Here is a 23,257-nt window from a genome sequence, read left to right as displayed (position 1 = left end):
CGGCGCCCGGTGGCACTTGACCGGTGACCGGTGACCGGCGACCGACCGACCTCGGTGCCCGTGACCTGGACCGGTGACCTGGACCGGTGACCTCCGTGTCCGGCCGGAGCGTGGGGCCTGTCAGCCTGCGACCACCCGATGACGCCGCCGAGACCGCCCGGCGACAGGACGCCGGTGTCACATCCTCGGCGGCTGTCCTGTCCTACCTCCAGAGACGTCCGTCCGGAAGCCTGGAGGCCCGACATGACCGCCCGCATCTCACTCACGCCGCCGCGTACGCTGCTGAACCGCATCGGCGCCTGGTACTCCCGGCGGATGTACGGCAAGGTGCTCGACCCCGGGCTCGCGGTCGGCCACAACCGGAAGGTCCTGCTCACGTACGTCAAGACGGAGCGCTCCGTCGCCAAGTGGAACGCGCTGGAACCGGCCCTGAGGCATCTCGCCGTGATGGCCGCCGCGGCCCGGATCAACTGCTCCTGGTGCATGGACTTCGGCCAGTGGGAGGCCGGCGAACTCGGCCTGCCGCTCGACAAGGTCTCCCAGGTGCCGCAGTGGCGCGACCACCGCGAGGCCTTCACCGAGCTGGAACTCCAGGTCATGGAGTACGCCGAGGCGATGACGGAGACCGAGCCCCGCGTCACCGACGGGCTCGCTGAGGCGCTGCTCCAACAGCTGGGCGAGGCCGCCTTCGTGGAACTCACCGCCATGGTCGCCCTGGAGAACTGGCGCTCCCGGATGAACAGCGCCTTCGGCCTGACCAGCCAGGGATTCTCCGAGGCTTGTGCGGTACCGTCGCGTCCGTGATCGAGATCGCCGCCTTCGAACAGCACCGACCGATGCTCTTCGGCATCGCCTACCGGATGCTCGGCAGCGTCGCGGACGCCGAGGACCTGGTCCAGGACACCTGGCTGCGCTGCAGCCAGGTGTCCGGCCCGGTCGCCAACCAGGGCGGCTACCTGGCCCGTACGATCACCAACCTCGCGCTCAACCGGTTGAGTTCGGCTGCCGTCAGGCGCGAGAAGTACGTCGGCCCCTGGCTGCCCGAACCGCTGGTCACCGTGCCGGACGCCACCGGGGACGTGGAGTTGGCCGAGTCGGTCTCGCTCGCCATGCTGGTGGTTCTGGAGAGCCTCTCACCGCTGGAGCGGGCCGTCTTCGTGCTCAAGGAGGTCTTCGGCTTCTCGCATCGGGAGATCGCCGAGGCGCTCGACCGCACCGAGGCCTCGGTGCGCCAGGTCGGCTCCCGAGCCAAGGCGCACGTCCAGGCACGTCGGCCACGCTACGAGACCCCGGCCGAGGTGACGCGCCGGGTCACCGACGAGTTTCTCGCCGCGTGCCTCGGAGGCGACCTGAACCGCATGCTGGAACTGCTCGCCCCCGACGTCACCGCCTGGAACGACGGCGGCGGCAAGGTCAGAGCGGCCCTGCGCCCGCTGCACGGCGCCGAGAACGTGGCCCGCTTCCTCGCGGCCGTGCTCGCGCAGCCGATGGAGGCCCCGCGCTTCGTGGCCGTCGACGTCAACGGCCGGCCGGGCCTGCTGATCACCACGGCCGGACGGCCGGACAGCGTCTCCTGCGTGGAGGTCGAGAACGGCCGGATCACCGAGATCCGGGTCATCCGCAACCCCGACAAGCTCCGCCACCTGTCCTGACCCACCGCCACGGACGCTGTGCGGCGACGACCGAACGGGCACGGGATCCGCGCCGACCGCACCGTCCGGGTCACCCGCCTCCCTGCCCGGCCGGCTGTCGGTGATCGACCCACCTGGCGCCCGGGGGTCGCTCCTGGCGGTGACGCTGGCTGGCGGGCGGGCTGGCGGAAGGGCTGGGGGCTGGGTGTCAGTGGCATCCGGTTGGATGAGCAGGTGACTGTCTATGACGTGGCTCGCCGGCTCCCCTCCATCGCCGACCTGCGGGACCACTGCCGCTCGCTGGCGATGCTCGATGCGATCCTGAGCCCGGACTGGGAAGACCGGTACTACTCCTTCAACGCCGGCTGGGCCGAGGGCGAGGAGATGGCCTCGATGCGTAACGGGTCGGGGGACGAGTCCTCCATCGTGTTCTCGGCGGCCGGGGCCTTTGTCCGCGGCTTCGACCACGAAGCGCCGATGAGCCCGTACGGCAACGGTGACGAGCCCTGGCCGGGAGTGATCGACGATGTCCCGGAGGTCTTCGGGCCCTTCGTCGAGGAGCCGGCGTTCACCGACGAGGATGACGTGCCGGCTGTGACGGCTTGCCTGTGGCGGGGGGCGACGGACGATCGGTGGCAGCACGGCGTGATCGACTTCCCTGTCGGCCACCCCGACCCCGACGGGGCGACGGCCCTGTTCGAGCTCCTGGTCGACCGCTCGCCGGAGGCGTTCCAGCACTGGGCCGAGGACTACTACGAGGTTCCCGTGGACCTGGGAGCGGTACGCGACGTGTACGCCCTGCGGCCGCTGAACGAGAAGCTCGTGTCCTCACTGAACGCGGAGGTCACCCTCGCGGACCTGGCCGAGGACATCGCAGAGATCGGCTACCCGCGGCCGGACCGGGACGCGATCTGAGCTCCGACCCGTCGCTGACGCGTCGGGGGAGTCCGGTTGGACGGAGCCGCAGCCGGCCGCCCGGTCACGTCGAGGCAGCCGCCGGACCGGTCGATGGCCGGGTCGGCGTCGTCCTGGGTGAGTCCACGCTGCGCGGCGACGGCGGGCAGGACGCCCGGACCGGCAGGAGGTGCGCGTGACCTCAGGACATGTGGAGGACACTGTCGCAGGCCGGACAGGCCTGCCCTTGCCACGCGGGTGGGTACCAGGTCGCGCCGGGTCGATCAGCCCGGTACGGGTCCCTCCGCATCCGGCCGGTGGCCAGACCGCAGAACGTGAAGTCCCCGGGCTCCCCGGGCGCGGACGGGTCGGCCGGTGCCGCATGTACGGCGCGCACGCGCTCGACGAATTCCGTGGTGTCACCCATGGTGGAGGCGCGGACGAGCTCGGGTTCGAGTAGGACGACGATGCTCATTGCTCCACCTTCACGCCGGAGGCGGCGGAGCGCACCCGCTGGTGGGCGACTGACGCATCCTCACGCACACACCCGCCCCAGGTCACCGCCTGTCGGACGGTGCACATAGGGTCGGGTCACATGAAGTTCTTCCGTTCCAAGGCCACGCCCCAGCACGACCCGCACCTCCCGGCCCTGACGACCGACCAGGCCGAGTACCTGCGCGACCTCGTCCGCCGGCACCACGCCGGCGATCCGCGGATCACCGTCGCCGGTGACGCCGTGCACGCGCCGCAGGGCACGCGTGCCCTCCACAACCTCGCCGAGCTGTGCCGGCGCGCCGATCCGCGCGAGTGGCCCCGGCTGGTGGAGCACCACTTCCGCGCCCTCGACGGCGCCGAGGCGGCGACCCCGCAGGGCTCCGAGCAGATCCTCCGCTCGGCCTACCTGCGCCTGCTGCCCGAGGACGCCTTCCCGCCGGAGGCTGCGCCCTCGTTCAGCTATGTGCGCCCCGTCGCGCCCGGGTTGCAGGAGGCGCTCGCGCTGGACCTGCCGGAGGCGGTGCGGCTGCTCGACGACCGGTCGGTGGCCGAGGTGGGCCTGGAGGCGCTGCGCGCGGCCGGGCGCGCCAACCTGGTCCGGGAGCCGGTCGAGTACGACGTGGCCCAGGGCCAGGGCGGCGCGGCCCTGCACATCGTGTCCGGCGAGTCGATGTTCGTCGCCAGCAAGGCCCTCGTCCTGGATGACGTGGCCCGTGCGGTGACCGGACGTGACCTGCCCGAGGACGGCGCGCTGTTCACCGTGCCGAGCCGGCACTACCTGGTCTTCCACCCGCTGGCCGGCCGCCAGGCGGTCGATGCGGTCAACGACCTCGCCGCCTTCGGCCTCGGTGCCCACCAGGACAACCCGGGCCCGCTCTCGCCCCGGCTCTACTGGTGGCGCAAGGGCACCGTGACCTCGCTGACCCACATCGACGACGCGACCCGCTCGTTCTCGATCGCCCCGCCGGAGGAGCTGATGGCGATCCTGCGCCGTCTGCACGGCACCGGCGCCTGACGGTCCGTCGCCCCGGGGGCCGGTGGACCGGGGGCCCGGTGGTCCCGGTGGTCCCGGTGGTCCCGGTGGTCCCGGTGGACCCGCCGGGCCCTGGCATGCCGGTGTCCTCGGTGGACGGCACGCTCGTCTCCACGGCAGCACCGGCCGGGGCCGGCGCCGGGGCACCCGGGGCGGACCGGCGGCCGGTCCGCCCGCGGTCTCGCGTCGGCGGACCGGCTGCCTGCCTCACTCGTTCGTATGCAGGCCGGGCCGGCGTGGAACCTCTTCGTCCCCCGGCGCGTGTTGATCATTGTTGCGACCGTTGGAGACAAGGAGACGACGATGGAGACCACCGTGGCACGTCCGTCCCGCCGCTCGGTGCTGGCCGCCGGCGCCGGGGCAGTTCTGGCCGGCGGCCTGCTTTCGGGCGGGCGGGCTCACGCCGCAACGCCGGCGAACGGGGCGATCACCCGCGAGCTGGCCGCGCTGGAGCGTGAACACGCTGCCCGGCTCGGGGTGTTCGCCCGGAACACGGCCACGGGGGCGACGGTGCTGTACCGCGCGGACGAGTTGTTCCCGATGTGCTCGGTGTTCAAGACCCTCGCGGTCGCGGCGGTGCTGCGGGACCTCGACCGGGACGGCGAGTTCCTCGCCAAGCGGATCCGCTACACCGAGCAGGACGTGACGGATTCGGGCTACGGCCCGGAGACGGGAACGGAGGCGAACCTCGCCAACGGCATGACCGTCGAGGAGCTGTGCGCGGCCGCGGTCAGCCTGAGCGACAACGCCGCCGCCAACCTCCTCCTCCGTGAGCTGGGCGGCCCCACGGCCGTCACCCGGTTCTGCCGCTCGGTCGGGGACGGACGGACGCGGCTCGACCGCTGGGAGCCCGGGCTCAACTCGGCGGAGCCGTGGCGCACGACCGACACCACCAGCCCCCGCGCCATCGGGTCGACGTACGCGCGCCTCCTCGTCGGAGACGTGCTCCCGCCCCGGGACCGTGCGCGCCTGACCGGCTGGCTGACGGCCAACACGACCAACACCGCACGGTTCCGGGCCGGTCTGCCGAAGGACTGGACGCTGGCGGACAAGACCGGCACCGCGAGTTCGTACGGTGTGGCGAACGACGTGGGCGTCGTCTGGCCCCCGGCCGGGCCGCCGATCGTGCTGGCGGTGCTGACCACCACCCACGCGGCCGCCGGTCCCAGTGACAACCTGCTCGTCGAGCGGACGGCCCGGCTGCTCGCGCCGGCGCTCACCTGACGGCGGTGCCCGGCTGACGCCCGCGCTCACCTGCGGCCGGCCGGTACAGCGGGGCCGGTGCTCTGGTCGGCCGCCCCCTCCGGGCCGGTGCCCCCGGCCGGCCCGGACCCGGCTTTGACCCGGGCCACCGGGGGTGGACCACAATGGCGGCGTGAACGATGTGGACTACCAGGTGTTGTTGCAGGACGCGATGGAGGCTGCCCGGCAGGCGCCGGAGCGCGGACGGGTCGCCGACTACATCCCGGCGCTCGCGAAGGCCGACCCGACGGCCTTCGGGATGGCGATCGCCACCGTGGACGGCGAGGTGTACGGGGCGGGGGACTGGCAGCACCCGTTCTCGATCCAGTCGGTGTCGAAGCTCTTCACCCTCGCCCTGGCACTGGCGGAGGGCGGCGACGGCCTCTGGGCGGGTGTCGGCCGCGAGCCCTCCGGCAATCCCTTCAACTCGCTGGTGCAGCTGGAGTCCGAGCACGGGATCCCGCGCAACCCGTTCATCAACGCGGGGGCGCTGGTCGTGACGGACCGGCTGCTGAAGCTGACCGGCGACGCGGTGGGTGCGGTCCGCGAGTTCCTGCGCGCGGAGTCCGGCAACCCGGCCGTCGCGGTGGACGACTCGGTGGCCTCCTCCGAGGCCCAGCACGGCCACCGCAACGCCGCCATGGCCCACTTCATGGCCAGCTACGGCAACCTGCGCAACCCGGTGGACAGCGTCCTCGCGCACTACTACGCGCACTGCGCGGTCGAGGCGAGCTGCCGTGACCTCGCCCTGGCCGGGCTCTTCCTCGCCCGCCACGGCATAAGGGCCGACGGCTCCCGGCTGCTGTCGCGCAGCGAGGCCAAGCGGATCAACGCCGTGCTGCTCACCTGCGGGACGTACGACGCGGCCGGGGAGTTCGCCTACCGGGTGGGGCTGCCGGGCAAGAGCGGCGTGGGCGGGGGCGTGCTGGCGGTGCTGCCGGGCCGGGGCACGGTCTGCGTCTGGAGCCCGGGCCTGGACGCCGCTGGGAACTCGGTGCTCGGCGTCGCGGCCCTGGACGCGCTCACCACGGCGACGGGCTGGTCGGTGTTCTGACGCCCGTCATGACTGGTCGGTTCTCTGGCGCCCGTCATGACTGGTCGGTTCTCTGGCGCCCGTCGTGACTGGTCGGTGTTCTGACGCCGCCCGGGCCCGCGGCCTGCCCGAGCAGGGAGGAGGGTCCGGCGTCAGCTCCGGAAGGTCCGCCGGTACGCCCCCGGCGGGACGCCGATCGCAGTGTGGAGGTGTTGCCGGAGGGAGGCGCCGGTGCCGAAGCCGACGCGTTCGGCGATCCGGTCGACCGTCAGGTCGCTGGTCTCCAGAAGGTGCCGGGCCAGGTCGACGCGCTGCTGGGTCAGCCACTGCCCCGGGCTGAGCCCGACCTCGGCCCGGAACCGCCGGGTGAAGGTGCGCCGGCTCATTCCCGCGTGGTCGGCGAGGTCGCCCAGGCGGAGCGGCTCGTGGAGCCGGTCGAGTGCCCAGGCACGGGTGGCGGAGGTCCCGGCGTCGGTGCCGGCCGGCACCGGCCGCTCCACGTACTGCGCCTGGCCGCCCTCGCGCTGCGGCGGGACGACGCAGCGCCGGGCGACCTGGTTGGCGGTGGCGCTGCCGTGGTCGGCCCGGATCAGGTGCAGGATCAGGTCGATGCCGGCGGCCGCGCCGGCCGAGGTCAGGATGCGCCCGGTGTCGACGAAGAGGACGTCGGGGGCGAGGTCGACCTGGGGGTAGTGCCGCCGGAAGTGGTCGGCGTGGTGCCAGTGGGTGGCCGCGGCGCGCCCGTCGAGCAGGCCGGCGGCGGCGAGCAGGAAGGTGGCGATGCAGATGCCCGCGATCCGGGTGTCCGGGCGCAGCAGCGCCAGCGCCTCGGCGGCGCCGCGGGGCAAGGACTGCCGGTCGGTGATTCCGGCGAACTCCTCGGACGCCGGCACGACCACGGTGTCGGCCTCGGCCAGGACGGAGCAGTCGCGCTCGACGGTGATGGAGAAGTCGGCGGCGGTACGGACCGGCCGGCCGTCCAGCGAGCAGGTGACCACCTCGTAGAGGCGCTGCCCGTCGGAGTCCGTGGCGGTCCCGAAGAGCCGGGAGGCGAGGCTCAGCTCGAACGGGATGACCCCGTCGAGGGCCAGGACGACAACGCGATGCATGGCCCAATCCTTGCACATGGTGACCTCCGGGCCGCTATTCGCGCAGTTCGGGCCCGGGACATCCTTGATTCATGACAACGATGAAGGCCATTTCCCAGGACACCCTCGGCGGAACCGACGTACTGCGTGAGGTCGAGATCGCCCGCCCGGTGCCCGGCCCCTCCGAGGTGCTCGTCCGCGTCCACGCGGCGGGCATGAACCCGACCGACTGGAAGCACCGCCGGTTGACCGGCTTCCTCGGCACCTTCCCGCTGGTGCTCGGCTGGGACGTCTCCGGCGTGGTCGAGGCCGCCGGCCCCGGAGTCACGATCCACCGGCCCGGCGACGAGGTCTTCGGGATGCTGCCCTACCCGTACGGTGTCGGCTCGTTCGCCGAGTACGTGGTGGCGCCGGCCCGTGCCATGGTGCGCAAGCCGGCCGGGATCGACCACGTCCAGGCCGGCGCGATTCCGCTGGCCGCCCTCACCGCCTGGCAGGTCCTGGCGGACGCGGCCGACGTCCGGCCCGGCCAGCGGGTCCTGATCCACGCCGCGGCGGGCGGCGTGGGCCACTTCGCCGTGCAGATCGCCAAGGCGCGCGGCGCGTACGTGATCGGCACGGCCAGCGCCCCCAAGCACGCGCTGCTGCGCGAGCTGGGCGCGGACGAGGTGATCGACTACCGGACGGAGGACTTCACCACGATCGACCCGGTCGACCTGGTCTTCGACACCCTCGGCGGCGAGACCGTGAGCCGCTCCCTCGTCACCCTCAAGCCGGGCGGCCAGCTGGTGACGATCGCGATCTCCTCGATGCCCGCCGACCTCGCCGAGCAGGCCGCCGCCCGGGGCGTGCGGGCGTACCCGCTGCTGGTGGAGGCCGACCAGGCCGGCATGCAGGCGATCGCCGACCTGGTCACCGAAGGCCGGCTGCGGGCCGTGGTCGAGGCCGTCTTCCCGCTCGCCCAGGCCGCCAAGGGCCACGAGCTGGGCGACACCGGCCGGGTGACCGGCAAGGTCGTGCTGACCGTCGCCGAGTAGGCACGGGTGCGGCCGTCCCGCCCGCCGCGGGCAGGACGGCCGCCGTGCCGCGTCGTCCCCGGGGCTACTGCACGGCGATGGCGAAGTGCGAGGTGTTGTCGGCCGGGGCCGGGTCGCCGGGGAGGTCGGCCTGCACCGTCCCGTCGAGCGTCTCCGGGCCCATCCCGGAGGCGATGCCGAGCCGGACGTCGGCGGTGGCTGTGCCGCCGGCAGTCCACCCGTACGAGGGGCCGCCGAGTGCCGCGTCCCGAGGGCGCCCAACGAGAATGGCGCCGACGAGAATGGGGCCGACGAAAATGGCTCGCGACGAAAATGGCTCGCGACGAGCCGCCAGGGCCGTGCTCCTCGCAGCGCGGCGGGAGCGAGGGAGAGCCGACCGTGGGATCCAGCTTTTACGTCCGCGCCGACCCGCGGGAGGCCGGCGGCGCCTGGTCGTTCACCCGCGTACAGCTGGAGGCGTCACTGACGGCGCGCTGGCCGGACGCCTCGGTGGCCGACTTCGCGGAGGACTGGGCCGAGATCCGGGTCGAGGTGGAGCCGAGCCGGTGGGCGGAGCTCTCCTACCACCTGCGGAGCCGGGTGTTCTCCTTCGAGGACCGCGAGCCCTGGTCGGCCCCGCTCACCGTCCTGCACACCGTGCTGCGCGAACTCGCGCCGGACGTCCCGGCGGTGTGGTGGCCGGACTTCGACGCGGTGCCGCAGCCCTTCGACCTCTCCGCCGACCTGCCGGCGGTGATCGAGGGCTTCGGCGCGTAGCGGCCGTCGGCGGGTGAGGCCCGGAACGACGCCGGTCCGGGCTCGGGTCGACGTCCCGGGCCCGGGCCGGCGTCGCGGGCAAGGGCCGATGTCCCGGGCTTGCGTCGACGTCTCGGGCTTGCGTTGACGTCGGCGTCAATCTCTACGGTCGTCCACACGGAACGCCGCCGCCGCTGTCGGCGGTACTGCTCCGATCCGATCCCGCCGGCACCCCGAGGACACCGCCATGCCGTCACCGCTGCCTTCGCTCCTGCACCTCGACGCGAGCATCCGCCGGACCGGGTCCGCGTCCCGGGAGTTGTCCGCCCACTTCGCCGCGGAGTGGCGCCGGCACCACCCGGAGGGCGGCTACGCCTACCGTGACCTGGCCGCCGAGCCGGTCCCGCACATCACGCACGCCGTCCGCGAGGCCCTGCTCGACCCGAGCGGCGACCACGGCGAGCCCCCGCAGGAGCGGGCTCTGACCGAGGCCTTGACCGCCGAGGTGCGTGAGGCGACCGCACTGGTCATCGGCGTGCCGATGTACAACTACTCGATCCCGTCGACGGTCAAGGCCTGGTTGGACCGGCTCGTCACCCCGGCCCACATGGTGGCCCCCGGTGGCGCCCCCGGGCCGCTGGCCGGGAAGTCGGTGGTGGTGGTCTCGGCCCGCGGCGGCTCGTACGCGCCGGGCACGCCCCGGGAGGGGTGGGACCACCAGGAGCCCTACCTGCGGGCCGTCCTCGGCTCGATCGGCCTCGCGGAGGATCTGAGCTTCGTGCACGCCGAGCTGACCATGGCTGCGGTCGTGCCGCAGATGGCCGCCCTCAGGCCGCTGGCCGAGAAGTCCCTGGCGGCGGCGTACGAGACCCTCGGGGGCCTGGCCCGCTGACCGGGCGGCCCGGCAGGGGTGACCCGCCGGGGCGCCTCAGCCCCGCGGGACGCGTCGAGCACGGGCGGCGCACACGAGCCGAGCGCCGCCGCTGGGGGCTCGGGTGTTTGGGCGGGGCGGCGGCCCGGCACCGGTGTGGTACACGACCCTCTGGTCGGCCTGCGACGAGCAGATCACCCCACCGGAGAGCACCCGCCTGACCGGGGCCGACAACGTCCGGCTCGGCTGCCTCAAGCACAACGACCTCCTGACCGACGCGGCGGTCGCGTCCCGCGTGCGCGAGGCCCTGACGTCCTGACAGGCGCCGGCCGAGCGGTGCCGAACCCGTGGCGGCCCACAGTGATCCACGGCGAACCCGTCCGCCCCCGCGGTTCGCCTCCACGCACGCAGCAGGGGGTGTCCGGCACCGGTGGTGACGACCGCCGATGCCGGACACCCCCTCCTGGCGGCCCGACCTACTCCGCCGGGGCCGCCAGGATGCCCTGGAGGGCGGACACCAGGGCGTCGACGTCCTGCACGGTGTTGTAGAGGGCCAACGAGGCCCGTACTGCGCTCTGCAGGCCGAAGGCGGCCAGTGCCGGCTGCGCGCAGTGGTGCCCGGCGCGCACCGCGATGCCCTGCTGGTCGAGTGCCCCGGCGAGGGCGGTCGGGTCGGTGCCGGGGAGGAGGAAGGTCAGCACGCCGATCTTCCCCGGCGCGTCGCCGATCAGCCGGAGCCCGGGGACGGCCGCCAGCGCACCCATGGCGTACGCGGTGAGCTGCTTCTCGTACGCGGTGGCGGCCGGACGGTCCAGCCCGGCCAGGTACCGCAGGGCCGCCCGCAGTCCGGCGACCCCGGCGATGTGGCCGGTGCCCGCCTCCAGCCGGTGCGGGACGGGGGCGTAGGAGGTCTCCTCGAAGCTCACCGAGTCGATCATGTTGCCGCCGCCCTGCCACGGAGGCATGGCCTCCAGCATTTCGCGCTTGCCGTAGAGCACGCCGATGCCGGTCGGGGCGAAGATCTTGTGCCCCGAGAAGGCGTAGAAGTCGGCGTCCAGCGCGGTGACGTCCACCGGGAAGTGACTCACCGCCTGTGCGCCGTCCACCAGGACGCGGGCGCCGTACCGGTGTGCCAGTGCGGTCATCTCGGCCACCGGTGGGACCGTCCCCAGCACGTTCGAGGCGTGGGTGAGCGCGACGAGCTTCGTCCGCGAGCCGAGCAGGTCCCGGTAGGCGTCCTGGTCCAGCTGGCCGTCGGGGAGCAGCGGGATGGGCCGGATCCGGGCCCGGCGCTCCTTGGCGATCAGCTGCCAGGGCACCAGGTTGGAGTGGTGCTCGGCCGCCGAGACCAGGATCTCGTCACCCACGCCCAGGTTGGCCCGGCCCCAGGACTGCGCCACCAGGTTGACGGCCTCGGTGGTGCCGCGGACGAACACGATCTCGCCGGCGTCCTGCGTGCCGAGCAGCCTGGCGGCCTCCTCGCGGCCCTCCTCGTAGACCTGGGTGGCCTGCTGGGCGAGGGTGTGCGCGCCGCGGTGGACGTTGGAGGTGCCCATCGAGTAGTGCTCGGCGACCGCCTCGGTCACCTGGCGCGGCTTGAGTGTGGTGGCCCCGTTGTCGAGCCAGACCAGCGGGCGGCTGTTCACCTCCCGGTGCAGCTGGGGGAAGTCCCGCCGGACGGCCTCGACGTCGAACCCGCCCGGTGTCACGGCCGGCGGCGCGGGGAGCGCGGTGGCGGGAGCGGTAGCGGCCGCCGGGCCGGGCTGGGGAGGCAGCCAGTACCGGGGACCGCCCGCCGCGTGGGCGAGGGCCGCGGGCAGCGGGACCTGGCCCGGTACCAGGCCGCCCGGTAGCAGGCCGGTCGGGCGGTCGGTGCCGGCCGGAGGCCGGCTCGCCCCGGCGAGCCCGGTGCCGCGGCCGTATCCGTCAGGAGTAGTCATGGTAGTTCGACACCTCGACGTTCTGGAGCACGGCGATGGCGTCGTCCACCAGCGCGGCGGCCGAGAAGTAGCTGGTCACCAGGTACGAGGTGATGGCCCGCCGGTCGACGCCCATCGCCCGCACCGAGAGGCCCGGCTCGACCTCGTCCGGGACCTTCGACGGGCGCAGGCCCACCACGCCCTGGCGGTCCTCGCCGACCCGCATCAGCAGGATGTTGGTGGTGCCGGGCGCCGAGCTGGCCGAGCCCTTCAGGTCGAGCTTGTCGGAGGGCAGCAGCGGCACGCCGCGCCAGGTCAGGAACGGGCTGCCGAAGAGCTCCACGATCTGCGGCGGCACCCCGCGCCGGGTGCACTCACGCCCGAACGCGGCGATCGCCCGCGGGTTGGCGAGGAAGAACGCCGGCTGCTTCCAGACCCGGGCGAGCAGCTCGTCCATGTCGTCCGGGGTCGGCGCGCCCGTGCGGGTGCGCACGCGCTGGTTCGGCACGACGTTGTTGAGCAGCCCGTACTCGGGGTGGTTGAGCATCTCCCACTCCTGGCGCTCGCGGAGCGCCTCGGTGGTGAGCCGCAGCTGCGCCTGGACCTGGTCGATCGTGGAGTTGTAGACGTCCGAGACCCGGGTGTGCACCTTGAGGACGGTCTGCGCGATGCTCAGCTCGTACTCGCGGGGGGCCTCCTCGTAGTCCACGAAGGTCTCCGGCAGGTACGGCTCGCCGGAGTGGCCCGAGGTGAGGTCGATCGGGTGCTCGCGGTCGGCGGGCTCCCGGCCGTCGGCGCTGAAGGCGTCCAGCTGGGCGCGCAACGAGGGCTCGCGGTCGGCGAGTTCGATGAGCATCCGGCGGTCGAGGGAGAGGACGGTGCACGCGCTGACCGCCTTGACCCGGTAGGGCATCGGCGTGCCCTCGGCCCAGGCGGTGGCGTCGAAGAAGTCGCCGTCGCCGAGGACGGTCAGCAGGGCGTCCGAGCCGTACTCCCCGGTGGCGCGCTTCTCGGCGCGCCCGAACGCGATGATGTGCAACTGCTCGCCGGGGGTGCCGGTGTCGACGATCATCTCGCCGGGTGCGACCTCGCGCTCCTCGAACCCGTTGGCGAGGGCGGCGAGCAGGGGGCTGTCCACCTGGCTGAGGAAGGGCAGCTCGCGCAGGTCCTCGGCGATCACCCGGGAGGCGCCGTCGCCGTCGACGTAGGTGCTGATCATCCCGTTGCCGAGGATGAAGCCCCGGCGGCGGTTGACCCGGTAGACGCCCGCCTCCAGGTCCACCCAGGGCATGGCGCGCAGCAGGTAGCGGGGGGTGATCCCGAGCATCTGCGGCGCGGTCTTGGTGGTGGTGGCCAGGTTCCTGGCGGAGGAGGTGCTGAGACTCTGCCGGCTCGGCTGACTCTGCTGAACGGTCTCGGTCGTCATCGCTGTTCCCTGCTCTGGTCGGGAGAACTGAATGGGCATCAGACCCATTGAGGGACACGGCAGATCGGGCATTCGCCGACCGCCGCGACGATTGTTCCGGCCGCGCCGAGGTGGCGTGAGCGTGTTCGATGAGGGCCAGATGGTTCCGGTGCAGAACATCGGCCGTGGGCCGTCGGCAAACTCACTCGAACGAATGAACCTATCTATAAGTCGGTGTGAGATGTTCGAAAGTCGGACTTTGAGGTCGCCGTGTGCAGGGGGAGTGACACGGGAGCCGGTGGCGTCGTCGGGCCCCGGCGACCGCGAGGCGCCCGGGCCGCTCAGGGCGCCATGGTCAGCCCGGCGGAGGCGCCGCCTCGGCTGAGCACGACCGAGCGGATGTGGTCCAGGGCCTGCGCGAAGTCGGGGCGGCCGGGGTTGCGGCGGACCGCCTCGGCGAGGTCGAGCACCCGGTACGGCGGGCCGAGGTCCGTCAGCTGCGGGATGAACTCGGCCTTGCTCACGGTCCACCGCTGTCCCGGCAGGGCCGGCGGGGAGAAGGTGAACCGCGCGATCGAGCTCCAGTTGCCGCGCGGATCCTCCGCCCCGGAGCGGTTGAACATGTGTCCGGCGAGCTGGTCGCCCATGCCGTAGACCGTCCAGGTGCCGTTGATCTTCTCGTACGCCTGCGGGATGTGCGCGTGGGTGCCGAGGACCAGGTCGACCTGAGGGCCGCCGTCACCCTGCTCGGCGGCCAGCTCACGGGCGAGCGTGAGCTGCTGCGCGTCCGGCTCGTCCTGCCACTCGGTGCCCCAGTGGACGCTGACCACGACGATGTCGGCGCCGGCGGCCCGGGCGGCCCGCGCGTCCGCGAGGATCCGGTCCCGGTCGATGAGGTTGACCGCCCACGGACGCCCCTTCGGCAGCGCGATGCCGTTGGTGCCGTACGTGTAGGCGAGCTGGGCCACCGTCGCCCCGCCCGCCGTGAGCAGCGCGGGCCTGCCGGCCTCGTCCTCGCTGCGCGCGGACCCCGTGTGCTTCAGCCCCACGGCGTCCATCGCGTCGAGCGTCCGCCGGATGCCGTCGGGGCCGTCGTCCAGCGTGTGGTTGGAGGCGGTGTCGCAAGACGTGTAGCCGACGTCCTTGAGGGCCCGCGCGACCTGCGGGGGCGACTTGAACGACGGGTAGCCGGTGAAGGGTCCGCCCTCGGCGCCGTACACGGTCTCCATGTGGCAGATGCCCAGGTCCGCCGTACCGACGACGGCCTTGACACCGGCGAGCATCCGGCCGAAGTCGTACCCGTCACCCCCGGCGTCCTCCTCGGCCTGCCGGATGATCTCGGTGTGCGGCAGGACGTCCCCGCTGGCGACCAGCGTGAACGCCCGCGGCCCGGCCGGGGAGCCCGCGTCCACCGGCGATGACGACGGCGGCGCGGTCGGCCGCACGGCCGGACCGCTGCACCCGGCGACGGTCAGGAGCAGCGCAACCGCTGCGGCGAAGGTCTCTCGGCGAGGCAGGCGGCGCATCATCGGCTCGTCTCACGATCGGAGGAGTTGGCAGCACCTCCGACTATGCGAGCGCCCGCCCGGCCGGCCCGGAGCCCACACCCCGACGTCACCCGATGGGGCACCCCGCACGGGCCTCGGCGGGCATTCGGCCCTGCCTGCCACTACAGCTCCCGCAGGAGCGCCGCGGAACTCCAGTGCCCGGCCGCCCCTGGGCGGCTGCTCAGGTAGTCGGCCGCCCGCCCGGGGCCCCAGCCGTGGGCCTCGGCCAGGCCGGCGGCGAGGTTGCGCAGATAGGCGGCGCGCGGAACGTTCAGCTCGGCGTCCGGAAGGCCCCACGGAGCGGTGAACGTCAGGACCGGCACACCGTCCAGGGCGCCGGGACACACCAGCGTCTCGTACCGGCCCGGCCCGAGCCGCTCCCGCCCCGCGCCGAGCACCCCGTCCAGCGCGAGATCCGCCCCCGGCTCCCGGTACATCTCCTGCGCCGCGATGTCACTGAACTGCCCCACGGTGAGCAGATAGGCGCGCGCGGGAATCTCGCCCGCCTGGGCGGAATCGTAGAAGCCCATGCCGCCGCCCCAGACCGCCGACTCCAGCGCGAAGTACAGCGCCCCGGGCAGCATCACCGGCACGGCCCGCTCGGGCGGCCCGCCGTCCCGGCACCCCGGATAGGTGCGGGCCCCACCCGGGGGCCGACCGCCCCGCAGGTAGCAGTCCAGCCGCCCGGCATGCATGTTCGAGCCGTACGCCGCGTACCAGACGTGCCCCGCAGCCCTGCTGACACCCCGTCGGATCTCCTCCACAACCAGCGACGGTATCCAACGGGCCGCCGCCCCGCCCGCAGTCCGTGCCCGGTCCTCGGCCGTCGGTCTCCGCGGCCACGCCGACCGGCACCGGCCCCGCCGGGGCCGGGTACCCCGGCCACGGCCGCACCGCTGCGGGGCGGTCGGCGGCGCTATCGTCTCCTCTCATGACCCATACCGAGACCGAGGTCACCGCCCAGTTGGTCCGGGAGCTGCTGCGCGACCAGCACCCCGACCTGGCCGACCGCCCCCTGAGGTTCGGTGCGCGCGGCTGGGACAGTCAGATGTGGCGGCTCGGCGACGACCTCGCCGTCCGGCTGCCCTGGGCGACGCGGTCCGCGGACGCGCTGCTGCGCAAGGAACACGCCTGGCTGCCCGTCCTCGCCCCGCACCTTCCTCTCCAGGTCCCCGTCCCGCAGCGCCTCGGCGAGCCCTCCGAGCGGTTCCCGCGCCCCTGGATCGTCACGACCTGGGTGCCGGGGGAACCCGCCGACCGCGCCCCCGCCACGCGCGCCGAGGAATCCGCCGACACCCTGGCCGCCTTTCTCACGGCCCTCCACCGCCCGGCCCCCGAAGGGGCGCCCGCGGGCCGTGGCCGCGGAGGGCCGCTGTCCGACTGCGCCGGAGGGTTCGCCGAGCAGCTCACCTCGGCCACCGAGCTGGGGCTGATCCCCGACCCGGACGCCGTCCGCGCGGTCTGGGAGGACGCCGCCGCCGCGCCCGACTGGGCGGGCCCGGCGCTGTGGCTCCACGGCGATCTGCACCCGGCCAACGTCCTCACCGCGGGCGGCACCCTCTGCGGCGTGATCGACTTCGGCGACCTCTGCGCGGGCGATCCGGCCTGCGACCTCGCCGCCCCTTGGACACTGCTGCCGGACGGTGCCGCCGACCGGTTCCACGACGCCTACCGGCCGGTCGCCGACGCCGCCACCCTGCGCCGCGCCCGCGGCTGGGCGGTGCTGCGCGCCCTCGGCGGCATCCTCATCGGAGAGGCCGGCGACCGCGGCCGCCCCGGCGGAAAGCCCACCTGGGGCCCGCCCGCCCACGCCGCGCTGCGACGCCTCGTCGCCACGGCCGGCTGAACGAGCGGGAGCGGCAAGCACCGTGCCCGCCGGGGCCCGGTCACGGGGACGACCGGGTCGAGGCTGCAGGGGAACCGCTCCCAGGCGCGCGCCTCCCCCGGGCGACCGCCGGGCAGGGCGGTTCCGCCGCCCGCCCGGTCGATCGCACCCACGCGGCGAAGGCCTCGACGCCGTCCACCACCGCCTCGTAGCGCAGTGAGTGGAAGCGGTCGAAGGCGTGCTGGGCGCCGGGGAGTTCGGCGTACACCACGGGACCCTCGGAGGCGGCCCGCAGGTCGGCGGTGAAGCGGCGGGCGATGGTGACGGGGACGACGGTGTCGAGGTCGCCGTGCACCAGCAGGAACGGCGGTGCGTCGGCGCGGACGTGAGCGGAGGGGGATGACTCGGGGCCCTGGCCGTAGTAGGGGCCGTAGTAGCCGTTGAGGCCGATGACGGCGGTGACGGAGGTGTCGGCGGTCTCGAAGCCGGGCTGGAGGGCCGGGTCGCCGGGGGTGAGGGCGGCCAGCGCCGCCATGTGCGCGCCCGCCGAGCTGCCCGCGACGAACAGGGTGGCTGGGGCGGCGCCGTACTCGTGGGCGTGGTCGCGGGCCCAGGCGATCACCCGCTTGAGGTCGATCAGGTGCTCGGGGTGCCGGACGTCGGGCCGCAGGCGGTAGTCGGCGCTCACGCAGACCCAGCCGCGGCTCGCGAGACGGTGCAGCAGGGCCATGCTCTGGCTGCTCTTGCGGCCGCCGTGGTAGCCGCCGCCGTGCAGGTGGATCAGGACGGGAGCGCCAGCGGGCCGGGTGCGGTGGTGGTAGACGTCGAGCCGGTGCCGGCGGCCGGCGGGGCCGTACGGCAGGTTCGCGGCCCGGGCGACGCTGCGCGGGCGGCCGGGGAACGGGCGGAGCAGGATGCGCGCGAGCGGCCGGCCGTGGCGCAGGCCGGTGGCGGCGCCGGAGGCGATGTCGGGGGCGATGGCGGCCCGCCAGTCGTCGCCCAGGCCCTCGGTGAGGGCGTGTCCGATGACGGACCGGGCGCGCAGTCCGCGCCTGACGACGACCGCGAGGCCGGCGAGGGTGGCCGCGGCGACCGCCACGGCCGTCCACCCGGCGGGCTCGTGGATGTCGCCCTGGGCGAATGCGGTGGCGGTCCAGAGGATGATCCAGGCGAGGGCGACGATCGGCAACTCGCTGACGACGAGGCCGAGACGGAAGCTCAGGTAGGCGAGCGGCCGGGGCCGCCGCGCCGGCGCGAGGGCGAACAACGTCCCCGCGGCGACGGACGCCACGGTCACCAGGTAGCCGATGGGCACGGGACCACCCTCCGATCGGACCGGTCCACGGTTTCACCCCAGCGGCTCTACCTCACCCGTGGTACCACATCTGTAGTACCACGGGTGGGGTAGTATCGGCAAGGTGAACACGGACCGACGTGACCGGCTGCGGGATGCGGCCATCGAGGTGCTGGCGGCGGCCGGCGGGCGGGGCCTGACCCATCGGGCCGTCGACGCCGCCGCGGGCGTCCCCGCGGGCACCGCCAAGAACTACTTCCCCACCCGGGACGCGTTGCTCGCGGCCGTGGCCGAGCGGTGCGCGGAGCTGTACGGGGAGGTGCCCAGGCCCGCGCCCACGGACCGCGCAGCCCTGGCGGCGATGCTGCGCGCGCTGCTGGAGAACGTCGCCGGCCCGGGCCGCGCCCGCATGCTCGCCTACCTCGAACTACGCGCCGAGGCCGCGCGCCGGCCCGGGCTGACGGCCGTTCTGGACGCGGTGTCCGCCGCCGACTTCACCGCCTTCGAGCACGCCCAGCGTGCCGCCGGCCTGCCGGTCACCCCGCAGCGGGCGGCCGCCGTCACGCTCTCCCTGCACGCGGCCGTCCCCCACCTGCTGGCGGGCGGGCCCGTGACGCTCGCCGCCGCGGGCCTGGACGACCTCGATCGCTTCACCCGGAGCCTGCTGGACACCGTCTACGGGCCGCCGCCCGCCGGTTGACCACGGCGGGCGGCGGCCGGCGTCAGCGGCGGAACACCCGGGTGAGAAGGTCCCACCAACTGCGCCGCTGCCGGGGGACGGTGGCGCCGACGACGGGCGGCGCAGCCGGCGGGGCGACGGGCGCCTCGGGCGGTGTCGTCCGGCGCACGGGTGCGGTGAGCTCCGGGTCCTCCGGGGCGATGGTCCGGGGGCTGAACCTCACCGGCAGCTCGACCAGGTGGCGGGAGATCCACGCCGACGTCCACGTCAGCTCCTCCTCGGGGACGGCGAGTCCGAGGTCCGGCAGCCGGGTGAGGAGGATGTCGATGCTGCTCTCGGCGATGGCCCGGCCGATGTCCTGGCCGGGGCACTCGTGCGGGCCGGCGCCGAACGCGAGATGGGAGCGGTTGCCGTGGAGGGGCGCGGCGAGGTCGGGGCGGACGACCGGGTCGACGTTGCCGGCGGCGAGGCCGAGCAGGAGCATGTCGCCCGTCCTGATCTGCTGGCCGCCGAGTTCGGTGTCGCCGGTGGCCCAGCGGCCCGCGACGAGGGACATCGGCGCGGAGTCCCAGAGGACCTGGTCCAGGGCGTCGGCCAGGGTCATGTGGCCGCCGGACAGGTGGGCGCGGAAGCGGCGGTCGGTGAGGACCATCTTGAGCGTGTCGGCGATCAGGTTGACCGTGGTCTCGTTGGCGGCGAGCAGGACGACCCGCAGGTGTTCCATCACCTCGTCGTCGGTGAGCCCGGCGCTGTGCTGGAGGAGGTAGGACACCAGGTCGGGCCCGGGGGAGAGCCGCTTGCGCTCCATGGTGCGGCGCAGCGTCGCCACGACGTAGTCGTTGCTGGCGATGGCCGTCGCGGTGCCCTTCATCAGGTCGCGGGCGGCGTCGACCAGGCGGGGGCCGTACTCGTCGGGCATGCCGAGCAGTTGGGTCATCACCAGCATCGGGAGGTGCTCGGCGAACTGGGAGATGAGCTCCGCCCGGCCGGTGGGCCCGAACTCGCGGATCAGCCGGTCGGCGGCGCGGGTGACGTGACGGCGGGTGCCGCGCCGGTCGAAGCGGTTGAGGCCGTCGGTGACGGCGCCCCGGAGGCGCTTGTGCTCGGCGCCGTCGGCGAAGACGCAGAGCGGCTGCCAGGCGATGACCGGCATCAGCGGGGAGTCGGGGGCGACGAGGCCCTTCCGGAACGCCGTCCAGCGGCGGGAGTCCCGGGAGAAGCGGGACGGGGTGCGCATGGCGATGAGGTTGGCGGAGTGGCCGAGGACCAGCCAGGCGGGGAGGTCGCCGTGCAGGAGGACGGGGGCCACTTCGCCGTGCTCGGCGCGGAGCTTCTCGTACAGGCCGGCCGGGTCGGCCTCGGCCTCCGGCCCGTAGATCCGCCGGAGTCCGTCGGCGCCGAGGCCGCCGTACTGGTGGGCGGGGCAGCCGGGCAGCGGCGTGGGGGAGGCGTCGTCGGTGAACGGGGAGGTCACGGTTTCTCCGGGGTGAGCGGGAGGCGGTGGTCGGGTGGGTGCCTGGGCGGAGCGGCCTCAGCGCCCGGGCGGGGCCGAGAGGTTGTACAGGTAGCGCATCAGGGCCAGCAGGACGTCCCGGCTGGATTCGCGGGCCCGGGCGTCGCAGTGGACGATCGGCACCTCGGGCGGCAGGTCGAGGGCGGCCCGCAGCTCCTCGGTCGGGTACGTCGGCGACTCCGGGAAGGTGTTGGCGGCGACGACGAACGGCACGCCGCGGTCCTCCAGCCGTCCGATCACGTCGAAGCTGACTTCGAGCCGGCGGGTGTCGACCAGGACGACCGCGCCGAGCGCCCCTTCGAACAGGCCGTTCCAGAGGAACCAGAACCGCTCCTGCCCGGGGGTGCCGAAGACGTACAGCACCAGCTCCTCGTTGATGCTGATACGGCCGAAGTCCATGGCGACGGTGGTGGAGGTCTTGCGTTCGATCCCGGCGGTGTCGTCGACGTCGGCCCCGGCCTGGGTCATCGTCTCTTCCGTGGTCAGCGGGCGGATCTCGCTGACGGAGCCGACCATGGTGGTCTTGCCGACACCGAAACCGCCCACGATCACGATCTTGACGGCCATGGTGGCCGTGTCCGGGAGCAGGTCCGCGCTGGGCGGACCCGTCACGGTGTCAGAGCTTCTGGAGTCCATGCATCACCGCCTCCAAGAGGGCGCGGTCGGGGAGGATCGCCTGCGGGACGCAGGCGCGGGCTTCGATCCGTTCCTCGTTGAGGAGGTCGGAGAGCAGCACGGTGACGGCGCTCATCGGCAGCCCCAGGTAGGCGGAGATCTCGGCGACGGACAGCGGGGAGCCGCAGATCCGCAGGATCGCCGCATGCTCGGGCTGCATGGCGGGCGTCGGCTCCGCACGGGAGACGATGAGGGTGACCAGGTCGAAGGTGGTCTGCTCGGTGACGCCGCTGCGGCCGCGCGTGATCACGTAGAGGCGTTCGGGGTCGTCTTCGTCCCAGCCCTGGCCCTGGTCGGCTGCGCTCATGCGACCTGCTCGCCGTTGCGCGGGGGCGTGGTGAGATGCTCGCCGATCCGGGCGACGAGGTCGCGCATCCGCTGCCCCATCAGCCCCGCGTCGACGCCCTCGTCCGCGAGCACGGCCAGGAAGGCGCGGGCGCCGGCGGCCATCAGGTAGAAGAAGCCGCCGCCCATCTCGATGACGACCAGCCGCATCCGGCCGTCGCCGTACGGGAACTCGTGGCCGACCGCGGCGGCCAGGCTCTGCAGCCCGGCACAGGCGGCGGCGAGGCGGTCGGCGGTGTCGGTGTCGGCGCCGTGCTGGGCGATCCGCAGACCGTCGGCGGAGAGGACGATGACGTGACGGGTGTACGGGACGCTCTCCGCCAGGTCCTTGAGCATCCAGTCCATGTTGCTGCGCTGCTGCATTACTGCTCGCCCTTTTCTGCCGACTCTTCACCGGTGCGGACGGCCGCATCGGTTGACGGTGCTTGTCCGTTGACCCCTTCGGTGAACGCGGCCAGCCACAGACCGGGCTGGACCGGCGCCTGTGCCGGCTCGGGGACGGCGGCCGGCCGGGGGGTGACGGTGCGGGAGGAGGGGGCGGCGTGACGGCGGCGCTGCGGCAGGCCGTTGGCGGTCCGCCCGTTGATCACCGGGATGTCGTCCTCTGCCGGGTACCGCCCCGAGCCGCCCGCCGAGGTGGAGCCGGGCGACGACCCGAGGAAGGACCCGCGGGACGATCCGGGCGGCGCGCCCGTCCCGGAGACGGAGACCGTCCGCGCCCCCCACGGCTGCGGTCCGCCCGCGGCCCGGGAGATCCCGGCCGTACGGGGCGTCGCCGCGGGCCGGGGCGCACCGGCCGCCCGGGACTTGGCGGCGGCGCCGATGCCGTGGGCACGGCCGGTGGCGGGGGCCGTGGTGATGCACTCCTGCGGCACGATCAGCACGGCGCGCACCCCGCCGTAGGCGGAGGGCCGCAGCGAGACCTGGAAGCCGTAGGCCCGCGCGAGGCGGCCGACGACGGCCAGGCCGAGCCGGGGGGTCTCGCCGAGGTCGTTGAGGTCGATGCCGGCCTGCGCCTCCCGGAGCATCCGCTCGGCGCGGGCCCGGCCCTCCTCGCTGAGGCTGAGGCCGCCGTCCTCGATCTCGATCGCGATGCCGGTCTGCACCTCGACGGCGGTCAGGTGCACGCTGGTCTGCGGCGGGGAGTAGCGGGTGGCGTTGTCGAGGAGTTCGGCGACGGCGTGGATGAGCGGTTCGACGGCCGGTCCGACCACGGCGACCTCGGACACCGGGTGCAGCTCGACGCGCCGGTAGTCCAGGATCCGCGAGATGCCGCCGCGCAGCACGCTGTAGAGCGGCACCGCCCGGCCCCACTGGCGGCCGGGGCGGGCACCGCCCAGGACGGCGATGCTGTCGGCGAGACGGCCGATCAGCGCGTTGCCGTGGTCCAGGCGCAGCAGGTCGTCGAAGACGGCCGGGTCGGTGCCGTGGCGGTTCTCCATCTCGCGCAGGTCCTGGGCCTGCCGGTGGACGATGGCCTGGACGCGGCGGGCGATGTTGACGAAGGCGCGCTGGGCGGACTCGCGCAGCGCCTCCTCGTTGTCGACCGCCTCCAGGACGGTGCGCAGCACGGCGTGCCGGGAGGCCTCGAACTGCGGGCCGGCGATGGCGTCGTGGGACTCGTACGCCATCAGCACGTCCGTGACGGAGGTGCCGCCGTGGAGCCGGGCGACCGCCGCGGGCAGGTCCTCCCGGGCCAGGCGCGCCGTCTCGCTCTCCTGTCGGGCCAGCCGGGCGAGCAACTCGCGCTCCTGCCGCGCGCACTGCGCCCGTAGGGCGTCCAGCGCACGCCCCCGGCGCGCGGCCTCGCCGGCCACCACGGCGGCCGCCGCCGTCCCCACCACCCCGCACCAGGCGACCCCCGCCCGGGCACCGGCGGATACCACCACCGTCGCGACGACAGCGGCCGCCGCCGTCACCACCACGGGCAGGAGCCACACCAGCACGGGAGCGGAGCGCCGACCTCTGGGTGACGATCCAGCACCAAGCATCAGCA

Annotated in this window: 24 protein-coding genes; 12 read left to right on the top strand and 12 right to left on the bottom strand. The window is 73.9% G+C overall.

From position 1 onward, the window contains the following. Positions 1–243: 243 nt before the first annotated feature. The 3 genes from ACZ5WK_RS23335 to ACZ5WK_RS23325 all read left to right on the top strand — a co-directional run bounded on the left by ACZ5WK_RS23335 (position 244) and on the right by ACZ5WK_RS23325 (position 2,546). The gene (locus tag ACZ5WK_RS23335; RefSeq protein WP_465549652.1) at positions 244–804 is read left to right on the top strand and encodes a carboxymuconolactone decarboxylase family protein; all 561 of its coding nucleotides are present in this window, start codon (positions 244–246) and stop codon (positions 802–804) included. Further along, positions 801–1,652, top strand: a complete 852-nt coding sequence (locus ACZ5WK_RS23330) for an RNA polymerase sigma-70 factor (RefSeq protein ID WP_465549650.1) — start codon at positions 801–803, stop codon at positions 1,650–1,652. Before ACZ5WK_RS23335 ends, ACZ5WK_RS23330 begins: the two co-directional genes overlap by 4 nt. A 213-nt stretch (positions 1,653–1,865) precedes the next feature. Continuing rightward, the gene (locus ACZ5WK_RS23325) at positions 1,866–2,546 is read left to right on the top strand and encodes a hypothetical protein (protein ID WP_465549648.1); all 681 of its coding nucleotides are present in this window, start codon (positions 1,866–1,868) and stop codon (positions 2,544–2,546) included. Positions 2,547–2,727: 181 nt separating this feature from the next. Here the strand turns inward: ACZ5WK_RS23325 and ACZ5WK_RS23320 are convergent, their stop codons facing one another. Continuing rightward, the gene (locus ACZ5WK_RS23320) at positions 2,728–3,000 is read right to left on the bottom strand and encodes a hypothetical protein (protein ID WP_465549646.1); all 273 of its coding nucleotides are present in this window, start codon (positions 2,998–3,000) and stop codon (positions 2,728–2,730) included. Positions 3,001–3,120: 120 nt separating this feature from the next. Between ACZ5WK_RS23320 and ACZ5WK_RS23315 the strand changes: the two genes are divergently transcribed. The 3 genes from ACZ5WK_RS23315 to ACZ5WK_RS23305 all read left to right on the top strand — a co-directional run bounded on the left by ACZ5WK_RS23315 (position 3,121) and on the right by ACZ5WK_RS23305 (position 6,349). Continuing rightward, the gene (locus ACZ5WK_RS23315; protein ID WP_465549644.1) at positions 3,121–4,035 is read left to right on the top strand and encodes a hypothetical protein; all 915 of its coding nucleotides are present in this window, start codon (positions 3,121–3,123) and stop codon (positions 4,033–4,035) included. A gap of 321 nt (positions 4,036–4,356) precedes the next feature. Continuing rightward, positions 4,357–5,277 carry a class A beta-lactamase gene (bla, locus tag ACZ5WK_RS23310; protein WP_465549642.1) on the top strand — a complete coding sequence of 307 codons (921 nt, stop codon included), beginning with the start codon at positions 4,357–4,359 and terminating at the stop codon, positions 5,275–5,277. A 160-nt stretch (positions 5,278–5,437) separates the two neighbouring features. Further along, positions 5,438–6,349, top strand: a complete 912-nt coding sequence (locus tag ACZ5WK_RS23305; protein ID WP_465549817.1) for a glutaminase — start codon at positions 5,438–5,440, stop codon at positions 6,347–6,349. Positions 6,350–6,480: 131 nt separating this feature from the next. On the opposite strand, the gene ACZ5WK_RS23300 is transcribed toward ACZ5WK_RS23305, so the two are convergent. Further along, complete coding sequence (locus ACZ5WK_RS23300) at positions 6,481–7,437, bottom strand: GlxA family transcriptional regulator (protein ID WP_465549640.1); 957 nt, start codon at positions 7,435–7,437, stop codon at positions 6,481–6,483. Between the two features lie 80 nt (positions 7,438–7,517). Here ACZ5WK_RS23300 and ACZ5WK_RS23295 point away from each other — a divergent pair, with 80 nt between their 5' ends. The 4 genes from ACZ5WK_RS23295 (at position 7,518) to ACZ5WK_RS23280 (ending at position 10,378) form a co-directional block, all read left to right on the top strand. Continuing rightward, complete coding sequence (locus tag ACZ5WK_RS23295; protein WP_465549815.1) at positions 7,518–8,453, top strand: NADP-dependent oxidoreductase; 936 nt, start codon at positions 7,518–7,520, stop codon at positions 8,451–8,453. 378 nt (positions 8,454–8,831) lie between these two features. Beyond that, positions 8,832–9,209, top strand: coding sequence for a hypothetical protein (locus ACZ5WK_RS23290; RefSeq protein WP_465549638.1), 378 nt, complete (start codon positions 8,832–8,834; stop codon positions 9,207–9,209). A 226-nt stretch (positions 9,210–9,435) separates the two neighbouring features. Further along, positions 9,436–10,080, top strand: coding sequence for an FMN-dependent NADH-azoreductase (locus tag ACZ5WK_RS23285; protein WP_465549636.1), 645 nt, complete (start codon positions 9,436–9,438; stop codon positions 10,078–10,080). Positions 10,081–10,213: 133 nt separating this feature from the next. Further along, a complete protein-coding gene (locus tag ACZ5WK_RS23280) occupies positions 10,214–10,378 on the top strand; it encodes a hypothetical protein (RefSeq protein ID WP_465549634.1) in 165 nt (54 codons plus the stop codon). A gap of 157 nt (positions 10,379–10,535) precedes the next feature. Here the strand turns inward: ACZ5WK_RS23280 and ACZ5WK_RS23275 are convergent, their stop codons facing one another. The 4 genes from ACZ5WK_RS23275 to ACZ5WK_RS23260 form a co-directional block, all read right to left on the bottom strand. After that, entirely contained in the window at positions 10,536–11,999 is a 1,464-nt protein-coding gene (locus ACZ5WK_RS23275; protein ID WP_465549632.1) for a SufS family cysteine desulfurase, read from the bottom strand. Then, the gene (locus ACZ5WK_RS23270) at positions 11,986–13,404 is read right to left on the bottom strand and encodes a family 2B encapsulin nanocompartment shell protein (protein WP_465549630.1); all 1,419 of its coding nucleotides are present in this window, start codon (positions 13,402–13,404) and stop codon (positions 11,986–11,988) included. Before ACZ5WK_RS23270 ends, ACZ5WK_RS23275 begins: the two co-directional genes overlap by 14 nt. Positions 13,405–13,724: 320 nt before the next feature. After that, a complete protein-coding gene (locus ACZ5WK_RS23265) occupies positions 13,725–14,909 on the bottom strand; it encodes a CapA family protein (RefSeq protein WP_465549814.1) in 1,185 nt (394 codons plus the stop codon). A 143-nt stretch (positions 14,910–15,052) separates the two neighbouring features. After that, complete coding sequence (locus ACZ5WK_RS23260) at positions 15,053–15,625, bottom strand: histone deacetylase (RefSeq protein WP_465549812.1); 573 nt, start codon at positions 15,623–15,625, stop codon at positions 15,053–15,055. A gap of 236 nt (positions 15,626–15,861) precedes the next feature. Here ACZ5WK_RS23260 and ACZ5WK_RS23255 point away from each other — a divergent pair, with 236 nt between their 5' ends. Continuing rightward, complete coding sequence (locus ACZ5WK_RS23255) at positions 15,862–16,776, top strand: aminoglycoside phosphotransferase family protein (RefSeq protein WP_465549628.1); 915 nt, start codon at positions 15,862–15,864, stop codon at positions 16,774–16,776. A 40-nt stretch (positions 16,777–16,816) separates the two neighbouring features. On the opposite strand, the gene ACZ5WK_RS23250 is transcribed toward ACZ5WK_RS23255, so the two are convergent. Continuing rightward, a complete protein-coding gene (locus ACZ5WK_RS23250; protein WP_465549626.1) occupies positions 16,817–18,070 on the bottom strand; it encodes an alpha/beta hydrolase in 1,254 nt (417 codons plus the stop codon). 103 nt (positions 18,071–18,173) lie between these two features. Here ACZ5WK_RS23250 and ACZ5WK_RS23245 point away from each other — a divergent pair, with 103 nt between their 5' ends. Next, positions 18,174–18,749, top strand: coding sequence for a TetR/AcrR family transcriptional regulator (locus ACZ5WK_RS23245; protein WP_465549624.1), 576 nt, complete (start codon positions 18,174–18,176; stop codon positions 18,747–18,749). Between the two features lie 22 nt (positions 18,750–18,771). On the opposite strand, the gene ACZ5WK_RS23240 is transcribed toward ACZ5WK_RS23245, so the two are convergent. The 5 genes from ACZ5WK_RS23240 to ACZ5WK_RS23220 are packed head-to-tail and all read right to left on the bottom strand — an operon-like array spanning position 18,772 to position 23,252. Continuing rightward, positions 18,772–20,202 carry a cytochrome P450 gene (locus tag ACZ5WK_RS23240; protein ID WP_465549621.1) on the bottom strand — a complete coding sequence of 477 codons (1,431 nt, stop codon included), beginning with the start codon at positions 20,200–20,202 and terminating at the stop codon, positions 18,772–18,774. Positions 20,203–20,259: 57 nt separating this feature from the next. Continuing rightward, positions 20,260–20,877: a GTP-binding protein gene (locus ACZ5WK_RS23235; protein WP_465549619.1), complete on the bottom strand. Its 618-nt coding sequence runs from the start codon at positions 20,875–20,877 to the stop codon at positions 20,260–20,262. Beyond that, positions 20,858–21,223, bottom strand: a complete 366-nt coding sequence (locus tag ACZ5WK_RS23230) for a DUF742 domain-containing protein (protein ID WP_465549617.1) — start codon at positions 21,221–21,223, stop codon at positions 20,858–20,860. The genes ACZ5WK_RS23235 and ACZ5WK_RS23230 overlap by 20 nt, the downstream gene beginning before the upstream one ends. Next, positions 21,220–21,624 (bottom strand): roadblock/LC7 domain-containing protein, encoded by a 405-nt coding sequence (locus ACZ5WK_RS23225; protein ID WP_465549615.1) that lies wholly within the window; start codon positions 21,622–21,624, stop codon positions 21,220–21,222. Before ACZ5WK_RS23225 ends, ACZ5WK_RS23230 begins: the two co-directional genes overlap by 4 nt. Then, a complete protein-coding gene (locus tag ACZ5WK_RS23220; protein ID WP_465549810.1) occupies positions 21,624–23,252 on the bottom strand; it encodes an ATP-binding protein in 1,629 nt (542 codons plus the stop codon). Before ACZ5WK_RS23220 ends, ACZ5WK_RS23225 begins: the two co-directional genes overlap by 1 nt. Positions 23,253–23,257 lie beyond the last annotated feature (5 nt).

The organism is Kitasatospora sp. NPDC032757 (assembly GCF_055579305.1).
This window is presented reverse-complemented; position numbering and strand designations above follow the sequence as displayed.

Coding starts and splice junctions, on each gene's coding strand:
- ACZ5WK_RS23335 (WP_465549652.1), top strand. CDS start 244: ATGACCGCCCGCATCTCACTCACGCCGCCGCGTACGCTGCTGAACCGC.
- ACZ5WK_RS23320 (WP_465549646.1), bottom strand. CDS start 3,000: ATGAGCATCGTCGTCCTACTCGAACCCGAGCTCGTCCGCGCCTCCACC.
- ACZ5WK_RS23315 (WP_465549644.1), top strand. CDS start 3,121: ATGAAGTTCTTCCGTTCCAAGGCCACGCCCCAGCACGACCCGCACCTC.
- bla (WP_465549642.1), top strand. CDS start 4,357: ATGGAGACCACCGTGGCACGTCCGTCCCGCCGCTCGGTGCTGGCCGCC.
- ACZ5WK_RS23300 (WP_465549640.1), bottom strand. CDS start 7,437: ATGCATCGCGTTGTCGTCCTGGCCCTCGACGGGGTCATCCCGTTCGAG.
- ACZ5WK_RS23295 (WP_465549815.1), top strand. CDS start 7,518: ATGAAGGCCATTTCCCAGGACACCCTCGGCGGAACCGACGTACTGCGT.
- ACZ5WK_RS23285 (WP_465549636.1), top strand. CDS start 9,436: ATGCCGTCACCGCTGCCTTCGCTCCTGCACCTCGACGCGAGCATCCGC.
- ACZ5WK_RS23275 (WP_465549632.1), bottom strand. CDS start 11,999: ATGACTACTCCTGACGGATACGGCCGCGGCACCGGGCTCGCCGGGGCG.
- ACZ5WK_RS23270 (WP_465549630.1), bottom strand. CDS start 13,404: ATGACGACCGAGACCGTTCAGCAGAGTCAGCCGAGCCGGCAGAGTCTC.
- ACZ5WK_RS23265 (WP_465549814.1), bottom strand. CDS start 14,909: ATGCGCCGCCTGCCTCGCCGAGAGACCTTCGCCGCAGCGGTTGCGCTG.
- ACZ5WK_RS23260 (WP_465549812.1), bottom strand. CDS start 15,625: ATGCATGCCGGGCGGCTGGACTGCTACCTGCGGGGCGGTCGGCCCCCG.
- ACZ5WK_RS23255 (WP_465549628.1), top strand. CDS start 15,862: ATGACCCATACCGAGACCGAGGTCACCGCCCAGTTGGTCCGGGAGCTG.
- ACZ5WK_RS23235 (WP_465549619.1), bottom strand. CDS start 20,877: ATGGACTCCAGAAGCTCTGACACCGTGACGGGTCCGCCCAGCGCGGAC.
- ACZ5WK_RS23230 (WP_465549617.1), bottom strand. CDS start 21,223: ATGAGCGCAGCCGACCAGGGCCAGGGCTGGGACGAAGACGACCCCGAA.
- ACZ5WK_RS23225 (WP_465549615.1), bottom strand. CDS start 21,624: ATGCAGCAGCGCAGCAACATGGACTGGATGCTCAAGGACCTGGCGGAG.
- ACZ5WK_RS23220 (WP_465549810.1), bottom strand. CDS start 23,252: ATGCTTGGTGCTGGATCGTCACCCAGAGGTCGGCGCTCCGCTCCCGTG.